This window comes from Halomonas alkalicola (assembly GCF_030704205.1).
GTDB classification, from domain to species: domain Bacteria; phylum Pseudomonadota; class Gammaproteobacteria; order Pseudomonadales; family Halomonadaceae; genus Halomonas; species Halomonas alkalicola.
Map to the genome: position 1 here is coordinate 1181318 of NZ_CP131913.1, position 24532 is coordinate 1205849.

The 24532-nt window shown below is 67.2% G+C and carries 24 protein-coding genes and 1 pseudogene; 13 read left to right on the top strand and 12 right to left on the bottom strand.

The genetic code is table 11. The features are described from left to right. The first annotated feature begins 23 nt into the window (after window positions 1–23). Together B6N23_RS05660 and B6N23_RS05665 are read left to right on the top strand one after the other, a co-directional pair. Complete coding sequence (locus B6N23_RS05660) at window positions 24–1031, top strand: amidoligase family protein (RefSeq protein ID WP_305502692.1); 1008 nt, start codon at window positions 24–26, stop codon at window positions 1029–1031. Then, the gene (locus tag B6N23_RS05665; RefSeq protein ID WP_302141578.1) at window positions 1028–1720 is read left to right on the top strand and encodes a gamma-glutamyl-gamma-aminobutyrate hydrolase family protein; all 693 of its coding nucleotides are present in this window, start codon (window positions 1028–1030) and stop codon (window positions 1718–1720) included. The genes B6N23_RS05660 and B6N23_RS05665 overlap by 4 nt, the downstream gene beginning before the upstream one ends. 64 nt (window positions 1721–1784) lie before the next feature. Here B6N23_RS05665 and tpx read toward each other — a convergent pair whose 3' ends face one another. Continuing rightward, complete coding sequence (gene tpx / locus B6N23_RS05670) at window positions 1785–2285, bottom strand: thiol peroxidase (protein ID WP_110068332.1); 501 nt, start codon at window positions 2283–2285, stop codon at window positions 1785–1787. A gap of 70 nt (window positions 2286–2355) precedes the next feature. Further along, window positions 2356–2931, bottom strand: coding sequence for a DUF1415 domain-containing protein (locus B6N23_RS05675; protein WP_305502695.1), 576 nt, complete (start codon window positions 2929–2931; stop codon window positions 2356–2358). 85 nt (window positions 2932–3016) lie between these two features. Between B6N23_RS05675 and B6N23_RS05680 the strand changes: the two genes are divergently transcribed. Beyond that, the gene (locus B6N23_RS05680; protein WP_305502698.1) at window positions 3017–3913 is read left to right on the top strand and encodes an aldo/keto reductase; all 897 of its coding nucleotides are present in this window, start codon (window positions 3017–3019) and stop codon (window positions 3911–3913) included. A gap of 141 nt (window positions 3914–4054) precedes the next feature. Here the strand turns inward: B6N23_RS05680 and nfi are convergent, their stop codons facing one another. Together nfi and blaOXA are read right to left on the bottom strand one after the other, a co-directional pair. Then, window positions 4055–4747 carry a deoxyribonuclease V gene (gene nfi, locus B6N23_RS05685; RefSeq protein ID WP_379687800.1) on the bottom strand — a complete coding sequence of 231 codons (693 nt, stop codon included), beginning with the start codon at window positions 4745–4747 and terminating at the stop codon, window positions 4055–4057. 22 nt (window positions 4748–4769) lie between these two features. Then, a complete protein-coding gene (blaOXA, locus tag B6N23_RS05690) occupies window positions 4770–5576 on the bottom strand; it encodes a class D beta-lactamase (protein WP_379687802.1) in 807 nt (268 codons plus the stop codon). Window positions 5577–5694: 118 nt separating this feature from the next. Here blaOXA and B6N23_RS05695 point away from each other — a divergent pair, with 118 nt between their 5' ends. From B6N23_RS05695 to B6N23_RS05705, 3 genes are all read left to right on the top strand, one after another. Continuing rightward, entirely contained in the window at window positions 5695–6630 is a 936-nt protein-coding gene (locus B6N23_RS05695; RefSeq protein WP_305502700.1) for a LysR family transcriptional regulator, read from the top strand. A gap of 83 nt (window positions 6631–6713) precedes the next feature. Then, window positions 6714–8009, top strand: coding sequence for an exonuclease SbcCD subunit D C-terminal domain-containing protein (locus tag B6N23_RS05700; protein WP_305502702.1), 1296 nt, complete (start codon window positions 6714–6716; stop codon window positions 8007–8009). Next, window positions 8006–11326 carry an AAA family ATPase gene (locus tag B6N23_RS05705; RefSeq protein WP_305502704.1) on the top strand — a complete coding sequence of 1107 codons (3321 nt, stop codon included), beginning with the start codon at window positions 8006–8008 and terminating at the stop codon, window positions 11324–11326. Before B6N23_RS05700 ends, B6N23_RS05705 begins: the two co-directional genes overlap by 4 nt. Window positions 11327–11361: 35 nt before the next feature. On the opposite strand, the gene B6N23_RS05710 is transcribed toward B6N23_RS05705, so the two are convergent. From B6N23_RS05710 to B6N23_RS05720, 3 genes are all read right to left on the bottom strand, one after another. Further along, window positions 11362–12306: a pirin family protein gene (locus tag B6N23_RS05710; RefSeq protein WP_305502706.1), complete on the bottom strand. Its 945-nt coding sequence runs from the start codon at window positions 12304–12306 to the stop codon at window positions 11362–11364. 79 nt (window positions 12307–12385) lie between these two features. Beyond that, a complete protein-coding gene (locus tag B6N23_RS05715; RefSeq protein WP_305502708.1) occupies window positions 12386–13333 on the bottom strand; it encodes a glutathione S-transferase family protein in 948 nt (315 codons plus the stop codon). A 72-nt stretch (window positions 13334–13405) separates the two neighbouring features. Further along, window positions 13406–13849 carry a DoxX family protein gene (locus tag B6N23_RS05720; protein ID WP_305502710.1) on the bottom strand — a complete coding sequence of 148 codons (444 nt, stop codon included), beginning with the start codon at window positions 13847–13849 and terminating at the stop codon, window positions 13406–13408. A gap of 160 nt (window positions 13850–14009) precedes the next feature. Here B6N23_RS05720 and B6N23_RS05725 point away from each other — a divergent pair, with 160 nt between their 5' ends. The 3 genes from B6N23_RS05725 to B6N23_RS05735 all read left to right on the top strand — a co-directional run bounded on the left by B6N23_RS05725 (window position 14010) and on the right by B6N23_RS05735 (window position 16595). Further along, window positions 14010–14918: a LysR family transcriptional regulator gene (locus B6N23_RS05725; RefSeq protein ID WP_305502712.1), complete on the top strand. Its 909-nt coding sequence runs from the start codon at window positions 14010–14012 to the stop codon at window positions 14916–14918. Window positions 14919–15068: 150 nt separating this feature from the next. After that, on the top strand, window positions 15069–15809 hold the full coding sequence (locus B6N23_RS05730) for a dienelactone hydrolase family protein (protein ID WP_305502714.1): 741 nt from the start codon (window positions 15069–15071) through the stop codon (window positions 15807–15809). Between the two features lie 27 nt (window positions 15810–15836). Beyond that, window positions 15837–16595: a class I SAM-dependent methyltransferase gene (locus B6N23_RS05735; protein ID WP_305502716.1), complete on the top strand. Its 759-nt coding sequence runs from the start codon at window positions 15837–15839 to the stop codon at window positions 16593–16595. 98 nt (window positions 16596–16693) lie between these two features. On the opposite strand, the pseudogene tnpC (B6N23_RS05740) reads toward B6N23_RS05735, so the two are convergent. Next, window positions 16694–18143: pseudogene (gene tnpC, locus B6N23_RS05740) on the bottom strand (IS66 family transposase). Window positions 18144–18362: 219 nt separating this feature from the next. On the opposite strand from tnpC (B6N23_RS05740), the gene B6N23_RS05745 reads away from it, so the two are divergent. Then, on the top strand, window positions 18363–18701 hold the full coding sequence (locus B6N23_RS05745; RefSeq protein ID WP_305502718.1) for a type II toxin-antitoxin system RelE/ParE family toxin: 339 nt from the start codon (window positions 18363–18365) through the stop codon (window positions 18699–18701). Next, window positions 18698–18979, top strand: a complete 282-nt coding sequence (locus B6N23_RS05750; protein ID WP_305502720.1) for a helix-turn-helix domain-containing protein — start codon at window positions 18698–18700, stop codon at window positions 18977–18979. Before B6N23_RS05745 ends, B6N23_RS05750 begins: the two co-directional genes overlap by 4 nt. A gap of 110 nt (window positions 18980–19089) precedes the next feature. Here B6N23_RS05750 and B6N23_RS05755 read toward each other — a convergent pair whose 3' ends face one another. Beyond that, the gene (locus B6N23_RS05755; RefSeq protein WP_305502722.1) at window positions 19090–19677 is read right to left on the bottom strand and encodes a recombinase family protein; all 588 of its coding nucleotides are present in this window, start codon (window positions 19675–19677) and stop codon (window positions 19090–19092) included. A gap of 179 nt (window positions 19678–19856) precedes the next feature. Here B6N23_RS05755 and B6N23_RS05760 point away from each other — a divergent pair, with 179 nt between their 5' ends. Together B6N23_RS05760 and B6N23_RS05765 are read left to right on the top strand one after the other, a co-directional pair. Next, window positions 19857–20090: an antitoxin MazE family protein gene (locus tag B6N23_RS05760; protein ID WP_254276018.1), complete on the top strand. Its 234-nt coding sequence runs from the start codon at window positions 19857–19859 to the stop codon at window positions 20088–20090. Next, on the top strand, window positions 20087–20410 hold the full coding sequence (locus B6N23_RS05765; RefSeq protein ID WP_299314471.1) for a type II toxin-antitoxin system PemK/MazF family toxin: 324 nt from the start codon (window positions 20087–20089) through the stop codon (window positions 20408–20410). The genes B6N23_RS05760 and B6N23_RS05765 overlap by 4 nt, the downstream gene beginning before the upstream one ends. A gap of 359 nt (window positions 20411–20769) precedes the next feature. On the opposite strand, the gene B6N23_RS05770 is transcribed toward B6N23_RS05765, so the two are convergent. The 3 genes from B6N23_RS05770 to B6N23_RS05780 all read right to left on the bottom strand — a co-directional run bounded on the left by B6N23_RS05770 (window position 20770) and on the right by B6N23_RS05780 (window position 24529). After that, window positions 20770–21699, bottom strand: a complete 930-nt coding sequence (locus tag B6N23_RS05770; protein WP_305502727.1) for a hypothetical protein — start codon at window positions 21697–21699, stop codon at window positions 20770–20772. Between the two features lie 237 nt (window positions 21700–21936). Further along, entirely contained in the window at window positions 21937–23385 is a 1449-nt protein-coding gene (gene tnpC / locus B6N23_RS05775; RefSeq protein WP_022519762.1) for an IS66 family transposase, read from the bottom strand. Window positions 23386–23803: 418 nt separating this feature from the next. Continuing rightward, window positions 23804–24529, bottom strand: a complete 726-nt coding sequence (locus B6N23_RS05780; RefSeq protein ID WP_305502729.1) for an anaerobic ribonucleoside-triphosphate reductase activating protein — start codon at window positions 24527–24529, stop codon at window positions 23804–23806. Between the last annotated feature and the right edge of the window lie 3 nt (window positions 24530–24532).

The window sequence follows — 24532 nt, forward strand, 5'->3', positions numbered from 1 at the left end:
TCGGTCACGCACAGGATGCCGCCATGACGCCTCTCCCGCCACCCGAGCCCCGCAATCCAGACGGCGAGACGCGCCGCGTCGGGGTCGAGATCGAGTTCGCCGGTCTGCCGCCCCGCGACACCGCCGAGCTGGTGCGCGAGCTGTTCGGCGGCGAACTGACGGTCATCAGCCCCCACCGTCTCAAGGTGCAGGAGACCCGCTGGGGCGATTTCGTCATCGAGCTCGATACCCAGTATGCCCATCCCGACCGCGAGGTGCTCGACGCCCGTCCTAAGGACGATACCGAGTGGGAGCGCCAGCGCCACCAGATGCGCGTCGACTTCCACACCCGCACCCGGGAGCTGATCGGCGACGTGGTCACGGGCCTGGTGCCCACCGAGATCGTCTGCCCAGCGGTACCCTGGGACGAGCTCGACGAGCTCGACGCCCTCTTCGACGCCCTGCGCCAGCACGGCGCCAAGGGCACCGACGCCAGCCTGCTCTACGGCTTCGGCCTGCACCTCAATCCCGAAGCGGCGAGCCTCTCGGTGGAGAGCCTCCTCGACCACCTGCGTGCCTACCTGCTCACCGCCGAGTGGCTGCGCGAGCAGATCGACGTGGACATCACCCGCGAGGTGCTGCCCCACGCCAACCCCTTCCCCAAGCCATATGCCCTCAAGGTGCTCGACCCCCGCTATGCGCCGGATCTCGACACCCTGATCGGCGACTATCTCGAGGACAACCCGACCCGCAACCGCGAGCTCGACATGACCCCGCTGTTTGCCCACCTGCGCCCCGGCTACCCCCACCCGCTGTTTCGCAACAAGCTGGTCAAGGCACGCCCCACCTTCCACTACCGGCTGCCCGACGCCCGGCTCTCGGAGCCCGGCTGGGGCTCGGTGACGGAGTGGAACCGCTGGCTGGAGGTGGAGAAGCTGGCCGCCGACAAGGAGCTGCTGGCCAAGCGCAGCGCCGGCTACGTGGCCAAGCACACCCGCTCGCCGCTGGCCCGACTGTGGCTGCGCATGCGCGGCTGGGCGGGCACCTCGTGAGCGATCCCCGCCCCCTGATCGGCATCACTACCTCCGACGACAAGAGCCAGATCGCCTGGCTCTTCGACTGGTTCGCGGTGTGGCGCCACGGCGGTCGGCCGCGGCGGCTGTCGCCCTCGCGCCCTCTGCCCGAGCGCCTCGACGGCCTGATCATCGGCGGCGGCGACGACATCCAGGCCCACCTCTACAACGCCGAGGTGCAGCTCGACGTGCGGGTCGACCCCCAGCGCGACGAGCTGGAGCTGGAGCTGCTCGAGCGCTTCATCCCCGAGGGCACCCCGGTGCTCGGCATCTGCCGCGGCGCACAGCTGATCAACGTCTACCGTGGCGGCACCCTGGACCCGGACATCTACACCACCCACGAGGGCCTCAAGCGCCGGCGCACGGTGCTGCCGCGCAAGACGGTGGATATCGTCGGCGCCAGCAAGCTCCACCGCCTGCTGGGGGTGAGCTGGTGCCGCATCAACAGCCTGCACCATCAGGCGGTGCAGGAGACCGGCGAGGGGATCGAGATCGTCGCCCGCGACCGCGAGGGCCTGGTCCAGGGCATCGAATCCCGCGACCACGACTTCCTGATCGGCGTGCAGTGGCACCCGGAGTGGCTGATCTTCAACCGTCCCCAGCAGCGCCTGATCCGCGCCCTGGTCAACGCCGCCCGGCGCCAGCAGACGGCCCAGGCGGAGGCCTGAACGCGACGGCGGCCACCCGAGGGTGGCCGTCTGCATGGATCGGGCGATCCGGTTCCCTCACCCGCTAGCCGAGGGACGCGAGCGCCGCCTCGTAGTCCGGCTCGTCCTTGATCTCGTCGACCAGCTGGCTGTGGATCACGCGATCGTTCTCGTCGAGCACCACCACGCCCCTCGCGCAGAGGCCGGCCAGCGGTCCGCTGCTGATATCGACGCCCCAGTCGCGCCGGAATTCCGGATGGCGGAAGGTAGAAAGGGTCGCCACCTTCTCCAGCCCCTCGGCACCGCAGAAGCGCTGGGCGGCAAAGGGCAGGTCGGCGGACACCACCAGCACCACGGTGTTATCCAGCTGCGACGCCAGCTCGTTGAAGCGGCGGGTGGAGGTAGCGCAGGTCGGCGTATCGACGCTGGGAATAATATTGAGCACCTTGCGCTTACCGGCGTGGTCGGCAAGGGTCACATCCGCCAGCTCGGCATTGGTCAGGGTCAGCGCGGGCGCCGTATCGCCCACCGCGGGAAAGCTGCCCGCAACGTCCACCGGCTCACCGCCGAGTTTCACCTGGCTCATGGCACTACTCCTCTGTCGTCTGGGGAAGACTCGAGCCTAGCCTCTCCGGCCGCGAACGGCCAGCCACGACTCAACGCTTGCCGTCACGCAGCCTGGCCAGGGCCGAGGCCAGCGCCGCGGTGCCCAGCTCGCGCATCGCCGCCACGTTGCGCTCGGGGATCGCCTCGGGGTCCGGATAGTGCTCAAGCGCCCGCTCGAGGCCCGCCTCGCGCAGCAGGTGCAGCATCGGCCAGGGCGAGCGGTTGGTGTAGTTGGCGGAATCCTCCTCCTCGGCGCCCTCGAAGCAGTAGTCGGGGTGGAAGCTCGCCAGCTGGTAGGTGCCTTCGTAGCCCTGGGCCTCCAGCAGCGCCTCGGCCAGCCCCAGGAAGTCGAGATAGTCGTCGAACGCCTCGAGCCCCGGGGTCAGCACCAGCAGGGTGGTCTCGATGGCGGGCGTCTCGTCGAGGCGCTCGCACTCGGCCACCAGGGTGAGCAGCGCGCGCTCCCAGTCGCCGGCATCCACCGCCAGGTAGCGGATGGTGTCGCGGGCCACCTCGCGGCCAGCGAAGGGGCAGACGTTGCGGGCGACCACGAAGGTCTCGACCCAGGCGCGGGTGGCGGCAAGGGCCTGGGACTGATTCGGGGTGGGCTCGGCGGGTGCGGACATGGCGACTCTCGTGGCAGCGGGGAGGACGGTCTGGGGAAAGCGGTCTGCTATTGTGGCAGAAACCCGACCGCCACGAGGAGCCACGATGTCCGCCATCTCGTCACCCACCGTCACCCTACCCGCCACCGCCCATGAGCATCCGGTCGAGCTTCCGGCCATCGGTCAGGGCACCTGGCACATGGGCGAGGGGCTCGCCCCGCGCAGCGACGAGGTGCGCGCCCTGCAGCTCGGCCTGGAGCGTGGCCTCACCCTGATCGACACCGCCGAGATGTATGCCGACGGCGGCGCCGAGGAGGTGGTGGGCGAGGCGCTGCTGGGCCGGCGCGACGAGGCCTTCCTGATCTCCAAGGTCTACCCCTGGAACGCCGGACGCGACTCGGCCATCGCCGCCTGCGAGGCGAGCCTGAAACGCCTGGGGACCGACCACCTGGACCTCTATCTGCTGCACTGGCCGGGTAGCGTACCGCTGGAGGAGACCCTGGAGGCCTTCGAGCGGCTGCGCCAGGCGGGCAAGATCCGCCGCTTCGGCGTCTCCAACTTCGACGTGGACGAGATGGCCGCGCTACATGCCCTGCCCGGCGGCAAGGCGTGCGCAGTCAACCAGGTGCTCTACCACCTCGGCTCCCGGGGCATCGAACACGCCCTGCTGCCCTGGCAGCGCGCCCGCGGCATCCCCACCATGGCCTACTGCCCGCTGGCCCAGGCCGGCGAGCTGCGCCGGGAGCTGCTCACCCACCCCGAGGTGCTCGAGATCGCCTCGTCGCTCGGCATCACCCCCACCCAGCTGCTGCTGGCCTGGGCGATCCGGCCACGGGGCGAGGGCGCGCCCCGCGACGTGATCGCCATCCCCAAGGCCACCCGCCTCGAGCACGTGGAGCAGAACGCCAGGGCCCTCGAGATCTCGCTGACCGAGGAAGCGCTCGCCCGCCTCGACGCCGCCTTCCCCGCGCCGGCCCGCAAGACACCCCTGGATATCGTGTAGAGAAAGCCCGGAAACCGAGGGATTTACGTTACGAGCGATGATAGGCAGGCCGACGCCGGAACGGAAAAACCGGAGTTTACACGCCAGTAAATGAGGATTTTGAGTACCGCCGGCGGTCTGGATATCGAGCGCAGTAGAAAATCACCGGTTTCCCCGTCGCGAGGCCAGGCGATCGGCCAACCTCGTCGGCTCCGGCAGCTTGGTGCGCCCGAGGCAGCGGATCACCCAGTCGAGCGCCGCGGCCAGCGAGAGGCGATGCCCCGGCGAGACGAAGAGCGGCTTCACGCCCACCCGCGAGCGCAGCACCGCACCGATCACCTCGTCGTCGGGGCCGTCGATCAGCGGCGCCCAGTCGCCCCGCACGGGCCCCGGCTCGCCGTGGCGCCCGCAGAGCCGCGACTTGGCCACGCCGATGGTGGGCAGGTCGAGCCACAGCCCCAGGTGGGAGGCCACCCCGAGCCGGCGCGGATGGGCGATGCCCTGGCCGTCCACCATGATGAGATCGGGCATCACGCCGAGCCGCTCGAAGGCCGCCAGCGCCGCCGGCACCTCGCGAAAGGAGAGCAGCCCGGGGATATAGGGCATCCGCGTGGGCCCGCGGTGCACCACCTCCTCGACCACATCGAATACCCCCGGCCCCCGCGGCGGCCAGGCCAGCACCACCACTGCCGCCCGGGTGATCGCCCCGCCCTGCTCGAAGCCGATATCCACCCCGGCGATGCACCGCACCTCGCCCAGGCGATCCTCAGGCTCCACCCGCCCGGCCAGGCGACGCTGCAGGGCGATGGCCTCGCGGGGCGCCAGGTTCCAGTCGTGGAGGTGGCGATTCAGCATGCTCGACTCCTCAGGATGGGGCTCAGGACGCGGGTGGCAATGCCTCCACGTCGCGCAGAGCGTCGCGAACGATGGCCTCGCGCTTCGGAATATCGGCCATGCGGTTGGGGGTATCGATGTTGAGCGCGAAGAAGACCGGGCCACTGGGCCACTCGACCCAGCCGACCCACCAGCCCAACTCGCCGGACCAGCCGGTCTTGCCGCGCAGGATCCAGTCGGAACCGGCCTCGCTGATCATCAGATCCTTGACCAGACGCTGGTCGGCCTCCTCGAAAGGCAGGGCATGGCGGTAGAGGCGATCGAGAAAGTCGATCTGCCCCTCGGCGGAAATCGCCAGGTGGCCGGGCTCGAGCCAGAAATGTTCGAGGTTGTCGCCGACTTCGGCATTACCGTAGCCGATCAGCTCGAGATAGCGGCGCTCGTCCGCCTCGCCGATCTCCCGAGCGAAGTGCTGGTAGAGCCAGACCGTCGAGCGACGCATGGCGGTACGCAGGTCCTGATCGGCATCCCACGCCGGCACGCCGCGCTCCACCCCATCCCAGGCGAAACGCTGGAACTCATCCTTGGCCACACCGGCGTCCAGGGCAAACAGGGTATGCGGCACCTTGAAGGTGGAAGCCGGCACGAAGGCCGTCCGGGCACGCTCGGCGTCGTGCACCCAGGTCTGCACCGTCTCGCCACGCTTATCCACCACCAGCAGGGTACCCTCGGCCTCATGGGTGTCGAAAAGTCCTGCCCAGCCGTCGTGGGTCTGCCAGCCGTCGGCCACCGCGGCCAGGGGCGACAGTGCCAGCAGCAAGGCACCTGTCATGAATGATTTTAGGGTCATGGGTTTCTCCGGTGATCATGGTTATGATCGCTGCTCTCACAGCGGGCGAAGAATAGTGGCGCCATTGCTCCCCTCACAAACGATGATTTCTAGCACGAGCCATGAACAGGATTAGGTCATGAGACGCCCTCACCTGCCCCTCAATGCCCTGCGCGCCTTCGAGGCCTCGGCCCGCCTGCTGAGCTTTACCCGGGCCGGTGACGAACTCAACGTGACCCAGGCCGCAGTCAGCCATCAGGTCAAGCGGCTGGAGCTGCAGTTGGGCGTAGCGCTCTTCAAGCGCCTTCCGCGGGGCCTGATGGTCACCGCCGAGGGCGAAGCGCTGCTCCCGGTGCTGCGCGATGCCTTCGACCGCATGGCCGAGATGCTGGAGCGGCTGGAGAACGGCCAGGTACGGGAGATCCTGATGGTGGGGGCGGTGGGCACCTTCGCCGTGGGCTGGCTGCTGCCACGGCTGGGCGGATTCCAGGCGCGCTTCCCGCTGCTCGAGGTGCGTCTGTCGACCCACAATAACCGGGTCGACATGCTTGCCGAAGGGCTGGACTACGCCATCCGCTTCGGTGATGGCGCCTGGCATGCCTGCGAATCCGAGCGGCTGTTCGAGGCGCCGCTCTCGCCCCTCTGCACGGCGCGACTCGCCGAGTCGATGAGCAGTCCCGCCAGCCTGCTCCAGCACACGCTGCTGCGCTCCTATCGGGATAACGAGTGGCCCAGCTGGTTCGCCGCCGCGGGCATACAGCGGCCTCCTCCGCTACTGCAAGGGATCACCTTCGACTCCTCGCTGGCGATGATGGAGGCCGCCACCCAGGGGGGCGGGGTGGCGCTGGCACCGCCGCGGATGTTCGAGCGCCAGCTCGCCTCGGGCAGCATCGTCCAGCCGTTTGCCGCCACGACCTCGCTGGGCAGCTACTGGCTGACCCGCCAGGTATCGCGACCGGTGACCCCGGCGCTGGCGGCATTTCGCGACTGGCTCCATGAGGCCGCATGGCAGGCCTACGGAACCGCCGGTGAGACGCCTCCCCCGGCCGGATCCAGCAGCATGACCGGGGATTAGCCCTCAACCTGGTTTGCAAATCCCTCACACTGGCATAGCCTCGTGGCTTCGCCCTGCATGCCGGGAAGGGAGCCCAGCCGTTCATGTTGACGCTGATTCATACCGCCGACTGGCACCTTGGCCAGACGTTCCACGGCCAGGAGCGCCACGCCGAGCACCGCGCCTTTCTCGCCTGGCTGCTCGACACCCTGGCCGCGCGCCAGGCCGACGCCCTGCTGGTCGCCGGCGACATCTTCGACGTGGTCAACCCCTCGCTTGCCGCCCAGGAGCTGCTCTACGACTTCATCGTCTCCGCCCACGAGCGGCTGCCGCGGCTGGATATCGTACTGATCGCCGGCAACCACGACAGCGGCAACCGCATAGAGCTGCCCGCCCCGCTGATGCGCCGGCTGCGCACCCACGCCCTGGGGCGGGTGAGCTGGCTCGACGACGGCCGCCTCGATGCCGAGCGCCTGCTGGTGCCGCTCACCGACGCCGCCGGCGAGACCCTCGCCTGGTGCCTGGCGCTGCCCTTCCTGCGCCCCGCCGAAGTGACCGGCGCGGCGCTGGCAAGCCGCGACGACGACAGCGGGCCCGGCGACGCCGCCGACGCGAATGACTACGTGGCCGGTATCACCCGGGTGCATCGCCAGCTGATCGCCGCCGCCGAGGCGCGCCGCGAACCGGGCCAGGCACTGGTGGCCATGAGCCACGCACACCTGCACGGCGCGGCGGTCTCCGAGGCCAGCGAACGGCCCATCGTGATCGGCGGCGAGGAGTCGATCTCCGCCGCCCTCTTTCCCCCGGCCATCGCCTACGTGGCACTGGGCCACCTGCACCGCGCCCAGCAGGTGGGCGAGGCGCGCATCCGCTACAGCGGCAGCCCCCTGCCGCTGGACTTCAGCGAGGTGGCCTACCCCCACCAGGTGGTGGAGGTGACCCTGGACGGCGAGTCGCTGGCCGAGGCCACGGCGATCCCGGTACCGCGCCCCGTGGCCATGCATCGTATTGGCCCCGGCCCCATCGATAGCGTGCTGGCCGAGCTCGAGGCCCTGGAGGACGACCCGGCGCTGCCGAAGGAGCGCTGGCCCTGGCTGGAGGTGCGGGTCGCGCTCGAGGCCCCCCTCCCCGACCTGCGCGCCCGGGTGGAGACCGCACTCAAGGACAAGGCGGTGCGCCTGCTGCGCCTGGAGCGCCGCCTGCCCACCGTCGAGGGAGACGCCGCCGCGGCCCGGGTCGACCTGGAGAGCCTGGGCCCGCGCAGGCTCTTCGAGCGCACCTGGGAGGCGCGCTGGGGCGAGCCGCCGGGCGACGACGTGCTGGCCGACTTCGACCGCCTGCGCCAGGAGGTGCTGGACGCCGACGACAGCGAGGCGAGTGGCCGGGAGGCGCGGCCATGAAGATCCTTGCCCTGCGCCTGGAGAACCTGGCCTCGCTGCCGGGGCCCCTCGAGCTCGACTTCACCGCCTCGCCGCTCAGCGACGCCAGCCTGTTCGCCATCACCGGCCCCACCGGCGCCGGCAAGAGCACCCTTCTCGACGCCCTGTGCCTGGCGCTCTACGGCAGTACCCCGCGGCTGCGCCAGGCGCCGGCCCGCGACAGCCAGATCGATGACACCCCGGACTCCCGCCTCACCACCAGCGATGCGCGCACCCTGCTGCGCCGCGGCACCGCCAGCGGCTACGCCGAGGTGGATTTCCTGGGCCGCGACGGACGCCGCTACCGCGCCCGCTGGGCGGTGCGCCGCGCCCGGGAGAAGGCCACCGGCCGCCTGCAGGCGGCGGAGCAATCGCTCACCGACCTCGACGACGAGCGCCTGCTGACCGCCCAGAAACGTGAGTTCGAGCGCCTGCTGCCGGAGCGCCTGGGGCTCACCTTCGACCAGTTCACCCGCGCCGTGCTGCTGGCCCAGAGCGAGTTCGCCGCCTTCCTCCAGGCCGACGACAACGCCAGAAGCGATCTGCTGGAGCGCCTCACCGGCACCGCCGAGTACTCCGAGATCTCCATGGCCGCCTACCGACGCGCCAGCGAGGCGCGAAAGACGGTGGAGGCCCTGGAGGCGAAGCTTGCCGACGACCTGCCCGCCGAGCCCGAAGCCCGTGCAGAGTTCGAGCGTGCCGCCGAGGCCACCCAGCAAGCCCTTACTCACCTGCAGACCCAGGCGGAATCGCTCCAGGCGACGCGCCGCTGGCACGAGGAGGACGACCGGCGCCACGCGGCCCATGCCGAGGGCCTGGCGCAACAGCAGGCCGCCGAGGCGACCTGGCAGGATCTCGCCGAGGCCCGCCGCGACCGCGACTGGCGCCGGCTGATCGCCCCCCGGCGGCACGCCCTGGCCCGCCAGGCGGCCCTGCCCGCCGAGCTCGACGCCCTGGCGGCGACCCGGCGCGAGACCGACGAGGCACTGGCCACCGCCGAGGCCGAGCACAAGGCCGCCGGGCGCGCCCTGGCCGAGGCCGAGCAGGCCCTCACGCACGCCGGCGAGGCACGCCAGCGCGCCGAACCGGCCCTTCATGAGGCCCGGGCGCACCAGCACGCCCTCAGCCAGCGCCAGCGCGAGCTGGCCGAGTGCGAGACCCAGCTCACCCAAGCCCGGGCGCAGGCCGCCAAGCTGAGTGACGACCACCAGCGCGAGCAGGCCGCCCAGCAGAAGCGCCATGAGCAGCAGCGTCAGTGGCAGGCGGCCCTGGCCGAGCTGCTGGGTGAGCACTCACACCTGGCGGCCGCCCGCCAGGCCGACCAGCAGGCCCACGATCGGGCCGCCGCTCGCACCCTCGCCCTGGAGGCGCTGGCCAGCCGCTGGCAGGAATACCAGCGTGCCGAAGAGGCGTGCCGCCACCAGGCTCACCAGCAAACGACCGACCGCGAGCGGCGCGAGCGCCTGCTGGCCGAGGGGCAGACGGCTCGCCAGGCCCTCGACCGGGCCCAGGGCCACCTGGAGAGCGTCACCGCCCTGATCGAGCGCAGCCGCGCCGTACGCAGCGAGAGCGTGGCCCGGCTGCGCGATGGCCTGCGGGAAGGCGAGCCCTGTCCCGTCTGCGGTGGGCAGGACCACCCCTGGCGCCATCAGCCGCCGGCCACCCCCGAGGCGGCTCAGCTCGCCGCCCAGGAGGCCGAGGAGGGGCGCCAGCTCGAGTCCGCCCGGCAGGCCCGCGACGATGCCCAGGCCCGGCGAGATTCCCTGCTGGGCGAGTACCGCGCCCTGGAGGCCGCCCTTGCCCAGGGCGAGCGGACGCTGGCAGGCGCCGAAGTCCGCCTGGCGGAGGCCCGCACGGCCCTGATGGAGCATCCGCTCCAGGACGAGCTCGACGCCGTGGAGGCGCCGGGCCGGGAGGCCTGGCTGCAGACCCGGCGCCACGAGAGCGAGGCGAGCCGCCGGCAGGCCCAGCGGACCCTGGAGGCGCTGGCGCGGGCCGAAGCCGAGCTCGCCCCCCTGGAGGAGTCGCTGCGCCAGGGTGAGCTGGCCCTCACTCGCCTGGAGGGCGATAAGGCCAGGGCCGACCGCGACCTGACGGAACTGGAGCAGCGCCTCCCCGAGCTGCAGCGCCAGCATGACGACACCCTGCGTGCCCTGCGCGCCCTGCTCGGCGAGCACGCCTCGGCGGAGGCATGGCAGCAGCGACTCGATGCCGCCGAGGCCGAGGCCCGCCAGGCCCGGGACGGCGCGCTGGCCCTCCGCCACGCCGCCGAACAGGCGCAGCAGCGTCTGGCCCAGCGTCAGGAGCACCTGGCCGAGCGGCTCAACGCCCTGCAGCAGGAGCGCGACGACCTCGCCCGCGAACTCACCGACTGGCGGACCCAGCACCCCGCGCTGGACGACGCTAACCTGGCGCGATTGCTGGCCCAGGACGACGCCGAGGCCCGGGAGGAGGAGCGCGAGATAGAGGCGGCCGACCAGGCTCGCCAGCAGGCCGGCGCCGCCCTGGCCGAGCGGCGCCGGGCGCTGCTCGCCCACCGCCGCGACGGGGGGCTGGGCGAGCAGGCGTCAGGAGAGGATGAGGCCGACGACGAGGCACTGCTGAGCGATCGCACCGCCGAGGCGATCGCCCAGCGACGGGAGGCACTGGCGGCGCGCCAGGCCGAACTCGCCCCGCGGCTGGCGGCCGCCCAGGGCGAGCGTGACGCCGCCGCCTTCGCGCTGGCCGACGACGACCGCCGCCGTGAGCGCCAGCGGGCCGGCCAAGGCGAGCTGGAAGCCGCCCAGGCCGAGTACCGCCGCTGGGGCCGGATCAGCGAGCTGATCGGCTCCGCCGACGGCAAGGTGTTCCGGCGCATCGCCCAGGCCTACAACCTGGAGCAGCTGCTCGAGCACGCCAATGCCCACCTGGCGGGGCTGACCCGCCGCTACCGCCTGGCGCGGGGCGGATCGCCCTTGGGCCTGCTGGTAGTGGATCAGGACATGGGCGATGAGACGCGCTCGGTGCACTCGCTCTCCGGCGGGGAGACCTTCCTGGTCTCCCTGGCGCTCGCTCTGGGGCTCGCCTCCATGGCCTCCGGCGAGCTCACCATCGAGTCGCTGTTTATCGACGAGGGGTTCGGCAGCCTGGACCCGCAGTCGCTGGCCCTGGCCATGGAGGCGCTGGACGGCCTGCAGGCGCTGGGCCGCCGGGTGGGGGTAATCTCCCACGTGCAGGAGATGCACGAGCGAATCCCGGTGCAGATAAGGGTGGAGCCGCTGGGCAACGGTACCAGCCGCGCGCGCATCGTCAGCGCCTGAGAGGCTACCCGGGGGCTCGGTGGTCGCCCCGGGGCCTACTCCCTCCAGGGCAGCGGCGGCGGCATCAGCCGTTCGTCGTCGCTGAAGCCGGCAACGCGGCCGAAGCGCTCGCCGCCGGCTTCCCATTCGCGCTGAGCCTCGACGATCTCCGCCTTGCTGTGGCCGACGAAGTTCCACCAGATCAGCACCTCCTCGCCCAGCGGCTCGCCGCCGATCAGCAGCACTCGGGCGCCTGCCGGCAGGGCCAGGGTCATCGCATCGCGCCCGCGGCCCAGGTAGGCCAGCTCGTCCACGGCGAGCGCCTCCCCTTCCAGGCTCGGCGCGCCCTCCAGGGGCAGCAGGGCGTACTCGAACTCGGGCCGCAGCGGCAGGGTCAGCGTTGCCTCGCGCTCGACGGCGAGGTCCACCCCCACCAGGGGCGAAAAGGTGAGCGTGGGCGCCTCGCGGCCGGCCAGCTCACCCACCAGCAGCGTCAGGGTGACGCCCTCCTCCTGCCAGGTCGGCAGCTCGGGGTAGTGGTCGAAGCGCGGCGCGGTATCGCGATAGGCGTGCGGCAGGGCGATCCACAGCTGGGCCGCATGGAGCTGCGGGTCCTCCGGCAGCGACTGCTCGGTGTGGCTGATGCCGCGCCCGGCGGTCATCAGGTTGACCTGGCCCGGGCGAATCACCTGCTCGCTGCCGAGGCTGTCGCGATGCAGCACCTCGCCGGCGATCATCCAGGTGAAGGTCTGCAGGCCGATATGGGGGTGCGGACCCACCTGCATGCCGCGGCTGTCGCCCTTGAAGACCGCAGGCCCGGCGTGATCCAGGAAGCACCAGGCCCCCACCAGCCGCCGCTGCCGCGAGGGCAGCACCCGGTGGATGGGAATGCCGCCCACCTCGGCCTTGCGTGCCGGCACATGCTGCACCTGGCGCCGGCCCTCTACCACCGGGCAGTCCAGCGATGACGACGCCGCGGCGTCCTTGATCTGGTTGCTCATGGGGCGCTCCTCGGGTTCGTGGCCTTCTGACCTCACCATAGCCCGCCGTGGGCTTGCCGTCCGCCGGGATTTCCCGGGCTCAGAGGGCGGCAGGGCCCACGGGCACGATCCCGGTCGGGTTCAGCGCCTTGATGGAGTAGTAGCCCGCCTTGATGTGCTCGAGGTTGACCGTCTCGGCGATGCCCTCCAGCGCCAGGAGGCGGTGCAGATAGGCGTGCAGGGCCGGCATGTCACTCAGGGTGTTGCGGTTGCACTTGAAGAGCCCGTGGTAGGCCGCATCGAAGCGCACCAGGGTCACGAAGAGGCGGATATCGCTTTCGGTCAGTGCCTCGCCGAACAGATAGGAGCGCCCGTCGCCGAGGCGCGCCTCCAGCGCATCGAGCCGGGCGAAGACCTTGCCGTAGGCCTCCTCATAGGCCGGCTGGCTGGAGGCGAAGCCGGCCTGGTAGACGCCGTTGTTCAGCTCGGTGTAGATGACGTTGTTGAGGGCGTCGATCTCCGCGGCCAGGTGGTCGGGATAGAGGTCCGGTCCCCGGTCGACCAGATGCGAGAAGGCGCCGTTGAGCATGCGCAGGATATCGGCCGACTCGTTGTTGACGAGGGTGTCGGTGTGGGTGTCCCACAGCACCGGCACCGTGGCGCGGCCGCAGACCTCGGGGTCGGCGCGGGTATAGAGCTCATGCAGGTAGCGGGCGCCGTGATGGGGGTCCTCGTCGGCGCCGGGAAAGCCACCGAACTGCCAGCCCTGGTCGGTGAGGCGCGGGTTGACCACGGTGACGCCGATCAGCGCCTCGAGCCCCTTGAGCCGGCGTGCCATCAGGACCCGGGAGGCCCAAGGGCAGATATAGGCGACATAGAGGTGATAGCGCCCGGGCTCGGCCTTGAAGCCGCCCCTGCCGGTGGGGCCGGGGGTGCCGTCCGGGGTGATCCAGTGGCGGAAGGTCGAGGTCTGGCGAATGAAGCGCCCCTCGTCGTCCTTCGCCTGAACCGGCTGCCAGTTCTCCTGCCAGATGCCGTTGACCAGCATGTTGCGTCCTCCAGGTGGTGAGGCACCCGCCGTCATGGGCGGGTGCCGGGTCGGGTCAGCCGCTTAGTCGGCTCAGAACCGCTTCGCGACCAGGCCATCCAGCGAGAATCGGCCGGCGCCCTGAAGGGTGAGCGCCACGGTGGCGGCGAGCAGGGCCAGGGCGAACTCGTAGCCGCCGTTGGCGATGAACAGACCGTGGCTGATATGCACGCTGAAGATCGCCACCAGCATGGTGAAGGCGGAGACCAGCGCCGCGGGGCGGGTCAGCAGGCCGAACATCAGTGCCAGGCCGCCGAAGAACTCCGCACCGCCGGCCAGCAGCGCCATCAGCAGGCCGGGTGCCAGCCCGATGCTCTCCAGCCACTGCGCGGTGCCCGCCAGGCCATGGCCGCCGAACCAGCCGAAGAGCTTCTGGGCGCCGTGGGCAGCCAGGATCAGGCCAACGGGGATGCGCAGGGCCAGGGCGCCGTAGCCGCCGGCGGTATCGAACAGGGATTTCACGAGCTGGGTCTTCATGGGGTCTTCCTCATCAGGGTGTCTCGGGGAGCCGAGGCCGTCTGTGGCCTCGAGCGATGAGGCCACTCTACTCTCGCCAATAAGGCGGAATAAGCGCGAAGACATTGCATGACTATCAATGTAATGTTGATAATTATCCCCCCTTCCGCAGGAGCCCGCCATGGACCGCCTCGACGCCATGCGCACCTTCGTCACCGTGGTGGCCGAGGGGAGCTTCACTCGGGCCGCCGAGCGCCTGGCGCTCTCCCCGCAGCTGGTCAGCAAGTATGTCTCGCAGCTGGAAGAGCACCTGGGGGTGCGCCTGCTCAACCGCACCACCCGCCGGCTGCACCTGACCGAGGCGGGGGCCGCCTATCGGCAGCGCGCCGAGCAGGTGCTTGCCGAGATCGACGACATGGAGAGCGAGCTCGGCGAGCTGCAGGGCCAGGCCCGCGGACGGCTGCGCATCAGTGCCCCGGTCTCCTTCGCCATCCGCCACCTGGCACCGCTGATCAACGACTTCCAGCGGGCCCACCCCGCCGTGGATATCGACCTGCAGCTCAACGACCGCAAGGTGGATATCGTCGAGGAGGGGTTCGACATCGCCCTGCGCATCGGGCGGCTGAAGAGCTCCTCGCTGATCGCCCGGCGCATCGCGCCCGTACGCCTGGTGCTGTGCGCCTCGCCCGGCTACCTGGCGGCCCACGGCACGCCCGAGCACCCGAGGGAGCTCGCCGGGCACCGCTTCCTGCGCTACCGCTACATGGAGGAGAGTCAGGAACCGCTGCTGAAGTGGCTGCCACGCAGCGGCGGCGGAGGAAGAACGGGCGGCGAGCTGACCAGCAACAATGGCGACGTGCTGGTGGAGGCCGCCGTGGGCGGGGCCGGCATCGCTCTGCAGCCGACCTTCCTTTGCGGCGACGCCATCCGCCAGGGGCGCCTGGCGATCGTGCTGCCCGAGCATGAGCCCGAATCGCTCGGGCTCTATGCGGTGTACGCCCACCGCCAGCTGCTGGCCAGCAAGGTGCGCCACTTCGTGGACTTCCTGGAGGGGTACTTCGGCGACCCGCCCTACTGGGATCGCTTCTGAGGCGGGGCCACCCCCGCTCTTGCCATCACCCGCACGCCGCTGGTGCTCAGGGGCCAAATGCGAAGGGTGACCGGCGGGGCCCGGCTCTGGTTAGATGACACTCTGACGAGGCCCTCACCGCCCTCCCCCACTGCCATCCGGAGCCCGCCCATGTCTCGCGCCATCGATATCCCCGCCGCCGACGGCACCATCGACGCCCATCTCTTCACGCCCGCGGGCGCCGAAGGCCCCCTCCCGGCAGTGGTGCTGTTCACCGATATCGGCGGCCTGCGCCCCTGCTATCACGAGAAGGCCCAGCGCATCGCCGACAACGGCTATGCGGTGCTGATGCCCAACGTCTACTACCGCGATGCCCGCGGGGTCGTGGTGCCGGAGGGCAAGTCCTTCCGCGACCCGGACGTGCGCCCGACGCTGTTCGGCTATGCCGCTCACCTCACGCCCGAGGCGCAGTCCCGCGACTTCGCTGCCCTGCTCGGCTGCCTCGATGGCGAACCCGAATTCGCCGCGGGCAAGATCGGTGTGGTGGGCTACTGCATGACCGGCGCCTTCGCCCTGCGCATGGCGGCCGACTACCCCGACCGCGTTGCCGCCGCGGCCGGCTTCCACTCGGCCCGGCTGGCGGAGGCCGGCGACCCGGCGAGCCCCGTCAACGTGGTCAGCCGCATCCAGGGGCGCGTCTATCTCGGCCACGCCGACCAGGACGAACTGCTGCCGGCCGAGCAGATCGCCCGCATGGACGAAGCCCTGGCTGCGGCCGGCGTGCACTTCATCACCGAGCTCTACCGGGGCGCCGCCCACGGCTTCACCGCCAAGGACGCCCCCTCCTATGACGCCGCCGCCGACGCCCTGCACCACCGGCGGCTGGCCATGCTGCTGGAAGAGACCCTGTAGCGCCGCCACCCGAGGAGCGAGCCCGCCATGAACGAACTGGAGCTACTGGCCGACCTGCACCGCCACAACGAACGCCAGGGGCCCGGCGGCCAGGCTGAAACCCGGCTCGCGCTCCAGCTCGCTGGGCTCTGCGGGCGGCGCGACCTCGCCATCGCCGATCTGGGCTGCGGCACCGGCGCCTCCACCCTGGTGCTCGCCGAGGCGCTCGATGCCCAGATCGTGGCGGCGGATTTCCTCGAGCCATTTCTCGACATCTTGAAGGCCCGCGCCCTCGAGGCTGGCCTGGCCGAGCGCATCACTCCCCGCCACGCCTCCATGGAGGCGCTCGACTTCGCGCCGGAATCGCTGGATGCCATCTGGTCTGAAGGGGCGATCTACAACATCGGCTTTACCCGCGGCGTGCGCGAGTGGCGCCGCTTTCTCAAGCCCGGCGGCGTCCTGGCGGTCTCCGAACTCACCTGGCTCACCGAGCAGCGCCCTGCCGAGCTCGACGCCTTCTGGCGCGCCCAGTACCCCGAAGTGGACACCGCCTCGGCCAAGCTCGCCGTGCTGGAGCGCCACGGCTATTCACCGCTCGGCTACTTCGTGCTGCCGCCACACTGCTGGCGAGAGCACTACTACCGCCCGCTGCAGGAGCGCGTCCCGGCCTTCCTCGAGGACCATGGCAACAGCCCCGTCGCCCGAGCCATCGTCGAGGAGCAGCAGCAGGAGATCGAACTGTACGAACGCTATGGCGAGTATTTCGGCTATGGGTTCTATATCGCCAGGAAGGTTGCCGAGGGGTGACGAAGCCAGGGCAATAGACAGCCGCTTGCGGCCAGGAGCGGCCTTTCAGCCGGAACCACCAACTCAGCACGGCTGGTGTTAATCAAACCTTGGTGTAACTATTCAGCACCGGTTGGCTGAGTCGGGGCTTCTTGCTGCATGAAGGCTGGCACCTCCCCCGCAAACAGTTGCTCCAGTGCGGTATGCGCCGCTACCCCTTGCTTGACGGCGGTCGAGAGAAAGCTACGCATGCGGCAGAAGATCTCAGCACCCTCCCAGGAGCGGAAACAGCCCGAGATTTTCTGCTGGACCTTGGTCATTCGCAGATCGCGCTCCCCCTGGTTGTTGGTGAAGGGAGCGGCAGGGTCGTCGAGGAAGCGCAACACGTCGTCCTCGTACGCCTGGAGGCGTTCCAGGAGGTTGCGCGACTTGGTGCGCTTGGCCCGGCCTCGCGTTCCAGGTGGCGGTTTCACCGGCGGGGGGCACTCGGCGTCCCCTTTCGCCAGGCAATCTCGATAGCGCTGCCGCCAGGCTCGGGTCTCATCGGCCGAGAGGCAGCCGTCGGCCACCTCCACGGCGCGATGCATCTCCAACAACAGGTCATGCAAGGCCTTGGCCCATGCCTGGCCATCGTTCTCCCAGGCCGCTGTCAGCTCCCGAAGGTGGTGCGCCATTACAGAGCGCGTGCCGGCAATCCGGATAGCGGTAGTAGGGCTTCCAGTGATCATGCACCAGCACGCCACGCACGAAGGGCAATACGCCGATGGCGTCCATCGCTTCCTGGCCGCGCTTGGGGTGCGGGGCCAACCAGGTCAGGGCCTCGTTGGAGGCGCTGTGTAGCCAGTAGCGTTTGCCACCGACCTGCATTCCGGTTTCATCGGCATGGACGGTGGCTGCTTCACGTAGCGCCGGGATCACCCACTCGGCGAACGCCTCGGCCCGCTGGTAGGCCTCCTGGTTGAAGGCGAACAGGGTGCCGGTGCTCAGCGACAGGCCGCACTGCGAGGTGAGCAACTCGCGGATACGCGCATAGGGCAACAGCTGATACTGGGAGAGATAGACGACATGCGCCTTGAGGCGAGGGCCATACTGGATGGGGCGAGTCACGCCCTCGGGGAATGGCGCCACGTAGCGTTGCCCCTGATCATCTTCGAGGACCTCAGCCTGATATTCGGTGACCACGGCCTGGATTACGATGTCCTGCACTTGGCGCGTTTCGACGCCGACCGGGCGGTAAGAACGCCCCTTGGGGAGTTGCCGACGATCGACACGGAGCTTGACCACCTCGTCGGGGTCCGTCACCGGCGCCAACGTCTTACCCTCATGCCCTGGCTGTCCGCCGGGGCGCCGCTCGCCTTTGGCGCGCGAGCGGCGCTGGCGATTGGGATCCTGGGACGGTGGCTTGCTGCTGTTGCGGCTACTGGTGGCCAGGCGATCGGCCATGAGCTTGACCAGCAGCATCAGCACATCGATGGCGGCACGCAGCGACGGCGAGACCGTCTGGTCTTCCTTGAGCTGCTGCCGGACCCGCTCCAGGGCCTCGTCGACGTTGATATCGCTGATGGTCATATCACCGCATAGGTGTGCCGAATGATGCTGTGCACTATGCCAGAAAAATCAGCTGGTTGGCGATACCCCATCCGCAGCCACCTGAATAGTTACACCTTGGTCTTCTTTACATTGTGACCGCAGCTTGTAGCTGATGCCAGGGCGGCACCCAGGCGCTCCTACGGAAGGGGAGGGGCCTCCCTACATTGCGATCTATACAGAACTTTGTATAATTGCGGCATGTCAGAACACAAGCCCCTAAATTTCCGAGGTAGCGCCCTCGCCGACCTCCGAGCGTTCCCAGCGACAGTTCGACAGGAAGTGGGATACCAGCTCGACAAGGTGCAACGGGGGCTCGAGCCGAAAGACTGGAAGCCAATGGCTACCGTTGGTCAAGGCGTGCGGGAAATTCGTATCAGAGACGCTAACGGGGCGTTCCGGGTGATCTACGTCGCCAAGCTCGCCGAGGCTGTCTATGTCCTGCACTGCTTCCAGAAGAAAACCCAGAAGACGAGTAAGGCGGATCTCGACTTGGCCGAAGCCAGATACCGCGCCTTGCTGAGCGAGGTGAGACAATGAGCAATGAGACATTCGACAGCGTGTGGGACGCCATCGAGGACACCGCCGCCGAAGCGGAAAACATGAAGCTTCGCTCCGGCCTGATGATGGCACTTGAGCAGCACATTACCCAGCAGGGCTGGACCCAAGGCGAAGCCGCGAAGCGGCTGGGCGTCACTCAACCCAGGGTGTCCGACCTGATGCGCGGAAAAATCCACCTGTTTAGTCTCGATACGCTGGTGAACATGGTTGTCGCAGCGGGGCTGCATGTCGAAATGCGCGTACTCGACGCTGCGTAAGAAAACCTGCCTTTTCTTCACATAGAAAGCTTTACGCAATTTCTTTACGAAAAACCGCCCCTCCAGGGTCTCCTTGAGGTGTCATTTTCAGAAGACAACCGCACGGCGTGTCAGGAGTCGGTGGCACGGTGATCTGAGGCATCGTGCTGGTTGGATTTCAAAGCGGCGTAGAGGGCCGTCTTGCTGACCTTGATCCGTGCGGCAGCCTCGCGGACGTTCAGCCCGTTGGCGAGGTGCTCCTTTGCTCGCTTCAGCTTGTCGTCGGCGACGACGGGCTTGCGTCCACCTTTGCGCCCACGGGCAGCGGCAGCGGCCAGCCCCGCCTTTGTGCGATCACGGATCAGGTCACGCTCGAACTGCCCCAGGGCGCCGAACACGTGGAAGATCAACCGTCCACCCGGCGTGGTGGTATCGATGGCTTCGGTCAGCGACCGGAAGCCGACGCCACGCGCCTCCAGGGTGCTGACCACCTCGATCAGATGCGGCAGCGAGCGACCTAGTCGATCCAGTCGCCATACGACCAGCACATCCCCGTCGCGTAGAAACTCCAGAGCAGCCGTCAGGCCGGGGCGTTCCGCCTTGGCCCCGGAGACGGTGTCACTGAAGATCCGCTCGCATCCTTCCTTGAGCAACGCATCGGTCTGCAAGGCGGTGTCCTGCTCCGCCGTCGAGACCCGCGCATAGCCGATCAGTGCCATATGCCGCCATTTTGTCCGTTAATCCGTCCGCCTATCTTATTGTCCGACAACCCATCAAACAAGCCTATTCTCGGACAATGTCCGAATTGGCCGTCTAACGATCGTTTTCTGGACACCCTTCGTTGCATGTAACGGAAGGGCGCGCTACCCTGTTACATGAAACGGACGGAGGATTCGCCATGGTAGCAACCGACAACGTGAACAACCGGGTGAAGAGGCACCGCGCCGCCTTGCGCGCGGCCGGCCTGCGCCCGATCCAGATCTGGGTACCGGATACTCGCCAACCCGGCTTCGCCGAAGAGGCCCGCCGCCAGTGCGCTGCCGTCGCGGCCGCCGACGCCGGGGATCAGGATCTGCAGGACTTCATGGATGCCGCCCTCCTGGACCTGGACGACGACGAGTGTGACGCATGAGGCGTGGCGACCTAGTGACCATCGCCATTTCGGGTGACTTCGGGAAGCCGCGTCCCGCCCTCATCATCCAGTCGGATCAGTTTGCCGGAACCGGCAGTGTGACGGTGCTGTTGCTCTCCAGCACCCGGGTCGATGCCCCACTGATCCGCCTCGATGTGGAGCCCACCCCCGAGAATGGCCTGCAGCGACGCTCCCAGATCATGGTGGACAAGCCTATGACGGTGAAGCGAGAGAGGGTGGGAGAGGCCTTCGGCCACCTCGATGACAGCACCATGGTCGCCGTCAACAGAGCCCTGGCCGTCTTCCTGGGCTTCGCGTGAGCATGGACCACCATCGCTGCCCCATGCCTTCCTGAGACCTACCCAGCGCTCAGCCTCGCCCCCTCGCAGCGGGGGGGGGGGGGGGGAGAAGAAGGCCCGTTTTTTGTGCACGCCAAGGTTTGCGTGGTTTCTTTACGGAAAACCGCCCCTCCAGAGCTTCCTGGAGAGGCGGTCAGCGCGCGTAAAGAAAACGACCATATGATTCACGGCTGCTACCGGCCAGAAGCGGACTTTCAGTAAAAAATTATATAATGGCCAGCCGCTAAGTGGCGGCACGTTTGCGCCGTCCGCCTCCAGCGGCTTGCTAGGCATCCGGCGCATGGCCTTGTCATTCAGGGTTATGCAACGTTCTGCCATAACTATATTGCGACTTTATCTGATACTGCAGAAAATGAAAGCTCACCTTCTCGCATATCATTTATTATCTGTGAAATGTCACCTGAAGTCGGAAGACCAGTTACTATCAACTTGCACTTAATCTCCAACCTGTCTAAAAGACGATTAATCTCTTCAAGTATGTGCTCGCGTAAAAGCGCCTGTGCATACTTAAAGCTGAGCATCTTATAGAACGAGTAGAATTCAGTACATTTTTCCTGCCCCCAATCTCTTCTGTTCCACCCCCAAGATCTAGTAACACGATTACAATATATTTCACTGTCTCTAACATATTTTAACAAATCAAAATCTCCTTGCAGTATTCCGCGCTCTAAATCTCTCCTATAAAAACCGGGGCCTAATCGATTATACCTACGCAGCTTTTTCAAGATTTTTTTATAGCCCCTCACCCCTCCAAGCTCATGTGGAATTTCCACTTTCCACACTTTCCCCTTATTAACAAACGAAAATTTTCGCTTCCACAAATCCCAGTCGCCTGGTGGGATTATTTGCAGGTACCAATTAAATAATTTAAAGAGATTCTTGGGCGTAAAGCCATTAACATATATCTTATCCTTGTGTTCTATGATTTCAAAGACCGCTTGCCCTTCCCAGGCCAGGTATCTGGCAATATTTTCTACAGCATCGCATGCCATTCCAGTAGGATCATACCTATCAAACTCACCTAGCTCACCAACTATTCCTTTTGCCCTTTCACAATCTGGTTCTTTACCCTGAAATTCAACAGCGAAGTCTTCTTGCTTATATGTTCTTCCACCTATTGGCATAATTGCAAAATGAACATCTTCTGTGAACATATTGACATCAAGATCAATATCCAACCCTTTTGATAGGCTCGGAAAGCGTGTAGCCAAACAAGGCTTAATATTTAGCTGCGCCCGATGTCTTCTCATTCTGAATCTCCCTTGCCTTCTGCCTTTCTTTCTCTATCCAAAGAATCTTGCAAATCCCGGCGCTTCCGCCCAAAATCTAGCTGATCTGCTCCTTCTTTAGTTCGTAGATAGAAAGTAATGAAAATATCTATACCATCGTAAAAACTGCCATGTGGTTCTCGTGCAAAAACACGAATCAAAGCGCTTTCATGGTCTACTTCTGTGCGATATCCAATATAATGCCTTAAAAAGACGTAACTATTCAGCACCGGTTGGCTGAGTCGGGGCTTCTTGCTGCATGAAGGCTGGCACCTCCCCCGCAAACAGTTGCTCCAGTGCGGTATGCGCCGCTACCCCTTGCTTGACGGCGGTCGAGAGAAAGCTACGCATGCGGCAGAAGATCTCAGCCCCCTCCCAGGAGCGGAAACAGCCCGAGATTTTCTGCTGGACCTTGGTCATTCGCAGATCGCGCTCCCCCTGGTTGTTGGTGAAGGGAGCGGCAGGGTCGTCGAGGAAGCGCAACACGTCGTCCTCGTACGCCTGGAGGCGTTCCAGGAGGTTGCGCGACTTGGTGCGCTTGGCCCGGCCTCGCGTTCCAGGTGGCGGTTTCACCGGCGGGGGGCACTCGGCGTCCCCTTTCGCCAGGCAATCTCGATAGCGCTGCCGCCAGGCTCGGGTCTCATCGGCCGAGAGGCAGCCGTCGGCCACCTCCACGGCGCGATGCATCTCCAACAACAGGTCATGCAAGGCCTTGGCCCATGCCTGGCCATCGTTCTCCCAGGCCGCTGTCAGCTCCCGAAGGTGGTGCGCATTACAGAGCGCGTGCCGGCAATCCGGATAGCGGTAGTAGGGCTTCCAGTGATCATGCACCAGCACGCCACGCACGAAGGGCAATACGCCGATGGCGTCCATCGCTTCCTGGCCGCGCTTGGGGTGCGGGGCCAACCAGGTCAGGGCCTCGTTGGAGGCGCTGTGTAGCCAGTAGCGTTTGCCACCGACCTGCATTCCGGTTTCATCGGCATGGACGGTGGCTGCTTCACGTAGCGCCGGGATCACCCACTCGGCGAACGCCTCGGCCCGCTGGTAGGCCTCCTGGTTGAAGGCGAACAGGGTGCCGGTGCTCAGCGACAGGCCGCACTGCGAGGTGAGCAACTCGCGGATACGCGCATAGGGCAACAGCTGATACTGGGAGAGATAGACGACATGCGCCTTGAGGCGAGGGCCATACTGGATGGGGCGAGTCACGCCCTCGGGGAATGGCGCCACGTAGCGTTGCCCCTGATCATCTTCGAGGACCTCAGCCTGATATTCGGTGACCACGGCCTGGATTACGATGTCCTGCACTTGGCGCGTTTCGACGCCGACCGGGCGGTAAGAACGCCCCTTGGGGAGTTGCCGACGATCGACACGGAGCTTGACCACCTCGTCGGGGTCCGTCACCGGCGCCAACGTCTTACCCTCATGCCCTGGCTGTCCGCCGGGGCGCCGCTCGCCTTTGGCGCGCGAGCGGCGCTGGCGATTGGGATCCTGGGACGGTGGCTTGCTGCTGTTGCGGCTACTGGTGGCCAGGCGATCGGCCATGAGCTTGACCAGCAGCATCAGCACATCGATGGCGGCACGCAGCGACGGCGAGACCGTCTGGTCTTCCTTGAGCTGCTGCCGGACCCGCTCCAGGGCCTCGTCGACGTTGATATCGCTGATGGTCATATCACCGCATAGGTGTGCCGAATGATGCTGTGCACTATGCCAGAAAAATCAGCTGGTTGGCGATACCCCATCCGCAGCCACCTGAATAGTTACTTAACTTATTAAAAAACCAAAAAATAAAAATATAACTTGACAGCATAATACCGATGAACATGCTTGCTGCCCTTTCCGGCATGTCGGCTTTGGGTCGTTATCTGCCATCATGCCCCCCCCTCTCCCTACCGATAGACTAGATGCTGATGCTCGCATTTCCGGCAAGCGGCCGTGTAGATCGGGCCGTCCTTCGAGACTCTCACGCTTTTCCAGGCGCAGGCCGGGGATGGCGGCGTGCCGGCAACATTCTGTAACCTAGCAGCCTGACACCTAAGCCGCCTGAGCACCAGTGGGCAATGGCTTACAAGGCAGTGTCGTCTTTGGCTTACGTCCTCAGTTCAATACGCACGAAGGCCGGCGCCAGGGTCTCCACCAGCGCTTCGAGCTCGCCGAGGGTCGGGGCGCTGGGCACCGGGCGGGCGTAGGCGGGATCGAGGCAGCGGCCGGGGCGGGCCACCTGCAGGGCGTAACGGGTTACGCCCCATTCGGCGAGGTCGAGGGCCAGGCGGCGCAGGCTCTCCAGGTCGAGATCGCGCCAGTGAACGGTGGTGCGGCACTCGAAGGCGACGCCGCTTTTCAGCAGCAGCTCGAGGCTCTCGGCGTGGGCGGCGGCCAGGCCGGGGCGGCCGACGATGGCGTCGAAGCACGCCGCCGGGCCCTTCACATCGAGCCCCACCCACGCCAGGTGCGGCAGCGTCTCGGCCAGGCGGCGCGGGTAGACCCCGGCGGTATGCAGCCCCACCTTGAAGCCAAGCGTTTGCGCCCGGGCGGCGGCGACGGGCAGGTCGGCATGCAGGGTCGGCTCGCCGCCGCTAAAGACGATGCCGTCGAGCAGCCCCTGGCGCCTGGCCAGGAAGGCTTCCACCTCGGCCCACTCGCCGGGCCCGGCGCGGCGAGGCGCGAGCATCCCGGGGTTGTGGCAGTAGCCGCAGCGCAGCGGGCATCCCTGCAGAAACACCACGCAGGCCAGGTGGCCCGGGTAGTCCAGGGTGGTCATGGGGGTGAGGCCGGCCACGGGCAGTCGTGGCCGGTTGGATTCAGGATGGGGCATGGC

What these genes read in the sequence shown, in the direction of transcription:
- tpx (WP_110068332.1), bottom strand. Translation starts at nt 2,285, where the DNA reads ATGAGCCAGGTGAAACTCGGCGGTGAGCCGGTGGACGTTGCGGGCAGC.
- B6N23_RS05770 (WP_305502727.1), bottom strand. Translation starts at nt 21,699, where the DNA reads ATGAGAAGACATCGGGCGCAGCTAAATATTAAGCCTTGTTTGGCTACA.
- B6N23_RS05680 (WP_305502698.1), top strand. Translation starts at nt 3,017, where the DNA reads ATGTCCGCCATCTCGTCACCCACCGTCACCCTACCCGCCACCGCCCAT.
- B6N23_RS05780 (WP_305502729.1), bottom strand. Translation starts at nt 24,529, where the DNA reads ATGCCCCATCCTGAATCCAACCGGCCACGACTGCCCGTGGCCGGCCTC.
- blaOXA (WP_379687802.1), bottom strand. Translation starts at nt 5,576, where the DNA reads ATGACCCTAAAATCATTCATGACAGGTGCCTTGCTGCTGGCACTGTCG.
- B6N23_RS05695 (WP_305502700.1), top strand. Translation starts at nt 5,695, where the DNA reads ATGAGACGCCCTCACCTGCCCCTCAATGCCCTGCGCGCCTTCGAGGCC.
- B6N23_RS05660 (WP_305502692.1), top strand. Translation starts at nt 24, where the DNA reads ATGACGCCTCTCCCGCCACCCGAGCCCCGCAATCCAGACGGCGAGACG.
- B6N23_RS05760 (WP_254276018.1), top strand. Translation starts at nt 19,857, where the DNA reads ATGGTAGCAACCGACAACGTGAACAACCGGGTGAAGAGGCACCGCGCC.
- B6N23_RS05750 (WP_305502720.1), top strand. Translation starts at nt 18,698, where the DNA reads ATGAGCAATGAGACATTCGACAGCGTGTGGGACGCCATCGAGGACACC.
- B6N23_RS05735 (WP_305502716.1), top strand. Translation starts at nt 15,837, where the DNA reads ATGAACGAACTGGAGCTACTGGCCGACCTGCACCGCCACAACGAACGC.
- B6N23_RS05715 (WP_305502708.1), bottom strand. Translation starts at nt 13,333, where the DNA reads ATGCTGGTCAACGGCATCTGGCAGGAGAACTGGCAGCCGGTTCAGGCG.
- B6N23_RS05755 (WP_305502722.1), bottom strand. Translation starts at nt 19,677, where the DNA reads ATGGCACTGATCGGCTATGCGCGGGTCTCGACGGCGGAGCAGGACACC.
- nfi (WP_379687800.1), bottom strand. Translation starts at nt 4,747, where the DNA reads ATGCTGAATCGCCACCTCCACGACTGGAACCTGGCGCCCCGCGAGGCC.
- B6N23_RS05675 (WP_305502695.1), bottom strand. Translation starts at nt 2,931, where the DNA reads ATGTCCGCACCCGCCGAGCCCACCCCGAATCAGTCCCAGGCCCTTGCC.
- B6N23_RS05710 (WP_305502706.1), bottom strand. Translation starts at nt 12,306, where the DNA reads ATGAGCAACCAGATCAAGGACGCCGCGGCGTCGTCATCGCTGGACTGC.
- B6N23_RS05700 (WP_305502702.1), top strand. Translation starts at nt 6,714, where the DNA reads ATGTTGACGCTGATTCATACCGCCGACTGGCACCTTGGCCAGACGTTC.
- B6N23_RS05745 (WP_305502718.1), top strand. Translation starts at nt 18,363, where the DNA reads ATGTCAGAACACAAGCCCCTAAATTTCCGAGGTAGCGCCCTCGCCGAC.
- tnpC (WP_022519762.1), bottom strand. Translation starts at nt 23,385, where the DNA reads ATGACCATCAGCGATATCAACGTCGACGAGGCCCTGGAGCGGGTCCGG.
- B6N23_RS05730 (WP_305502714.1), top strand. Translation starts at nt 15,069, where the DNA reads ATGTCTCGCGCCATCGATATCCCCGCCGCCGACGGCACCATCGACGCC.
- B6N23_RS05725 (WP_305502712.1), top strand. Translation starts at nt 14,010, where the DNA reads ATGGACCGCCTCGACGCCATGCGCACCTTCGTCACCGTGGTGGCCGAG.
- B6N23_RS05720 (WP_305502710.1), bottom strand. Translation starts at nt 13,849, where the DNA reads ATGAAGACCCAGCTCGTGAAATCCCTGTTCGATACCGCCGGCGGCTAC.
- B6N23_RS05705 (WP_305502704.1), top strand. Translation starts at nt 8,006, where the DNA reads ATGAAGATCCTTGCCCTGCGCCTGGAGAACCTGGCCTCGCTGCCGGGG.
- B6N23_RS05765 (WP_299314471.1), top strand. Translation starts at nt 20,087, where the DNA reads ATGAGGCGTGGCGACCTAGTGACCATCGCCATTTCGGGTGACTTCGGG.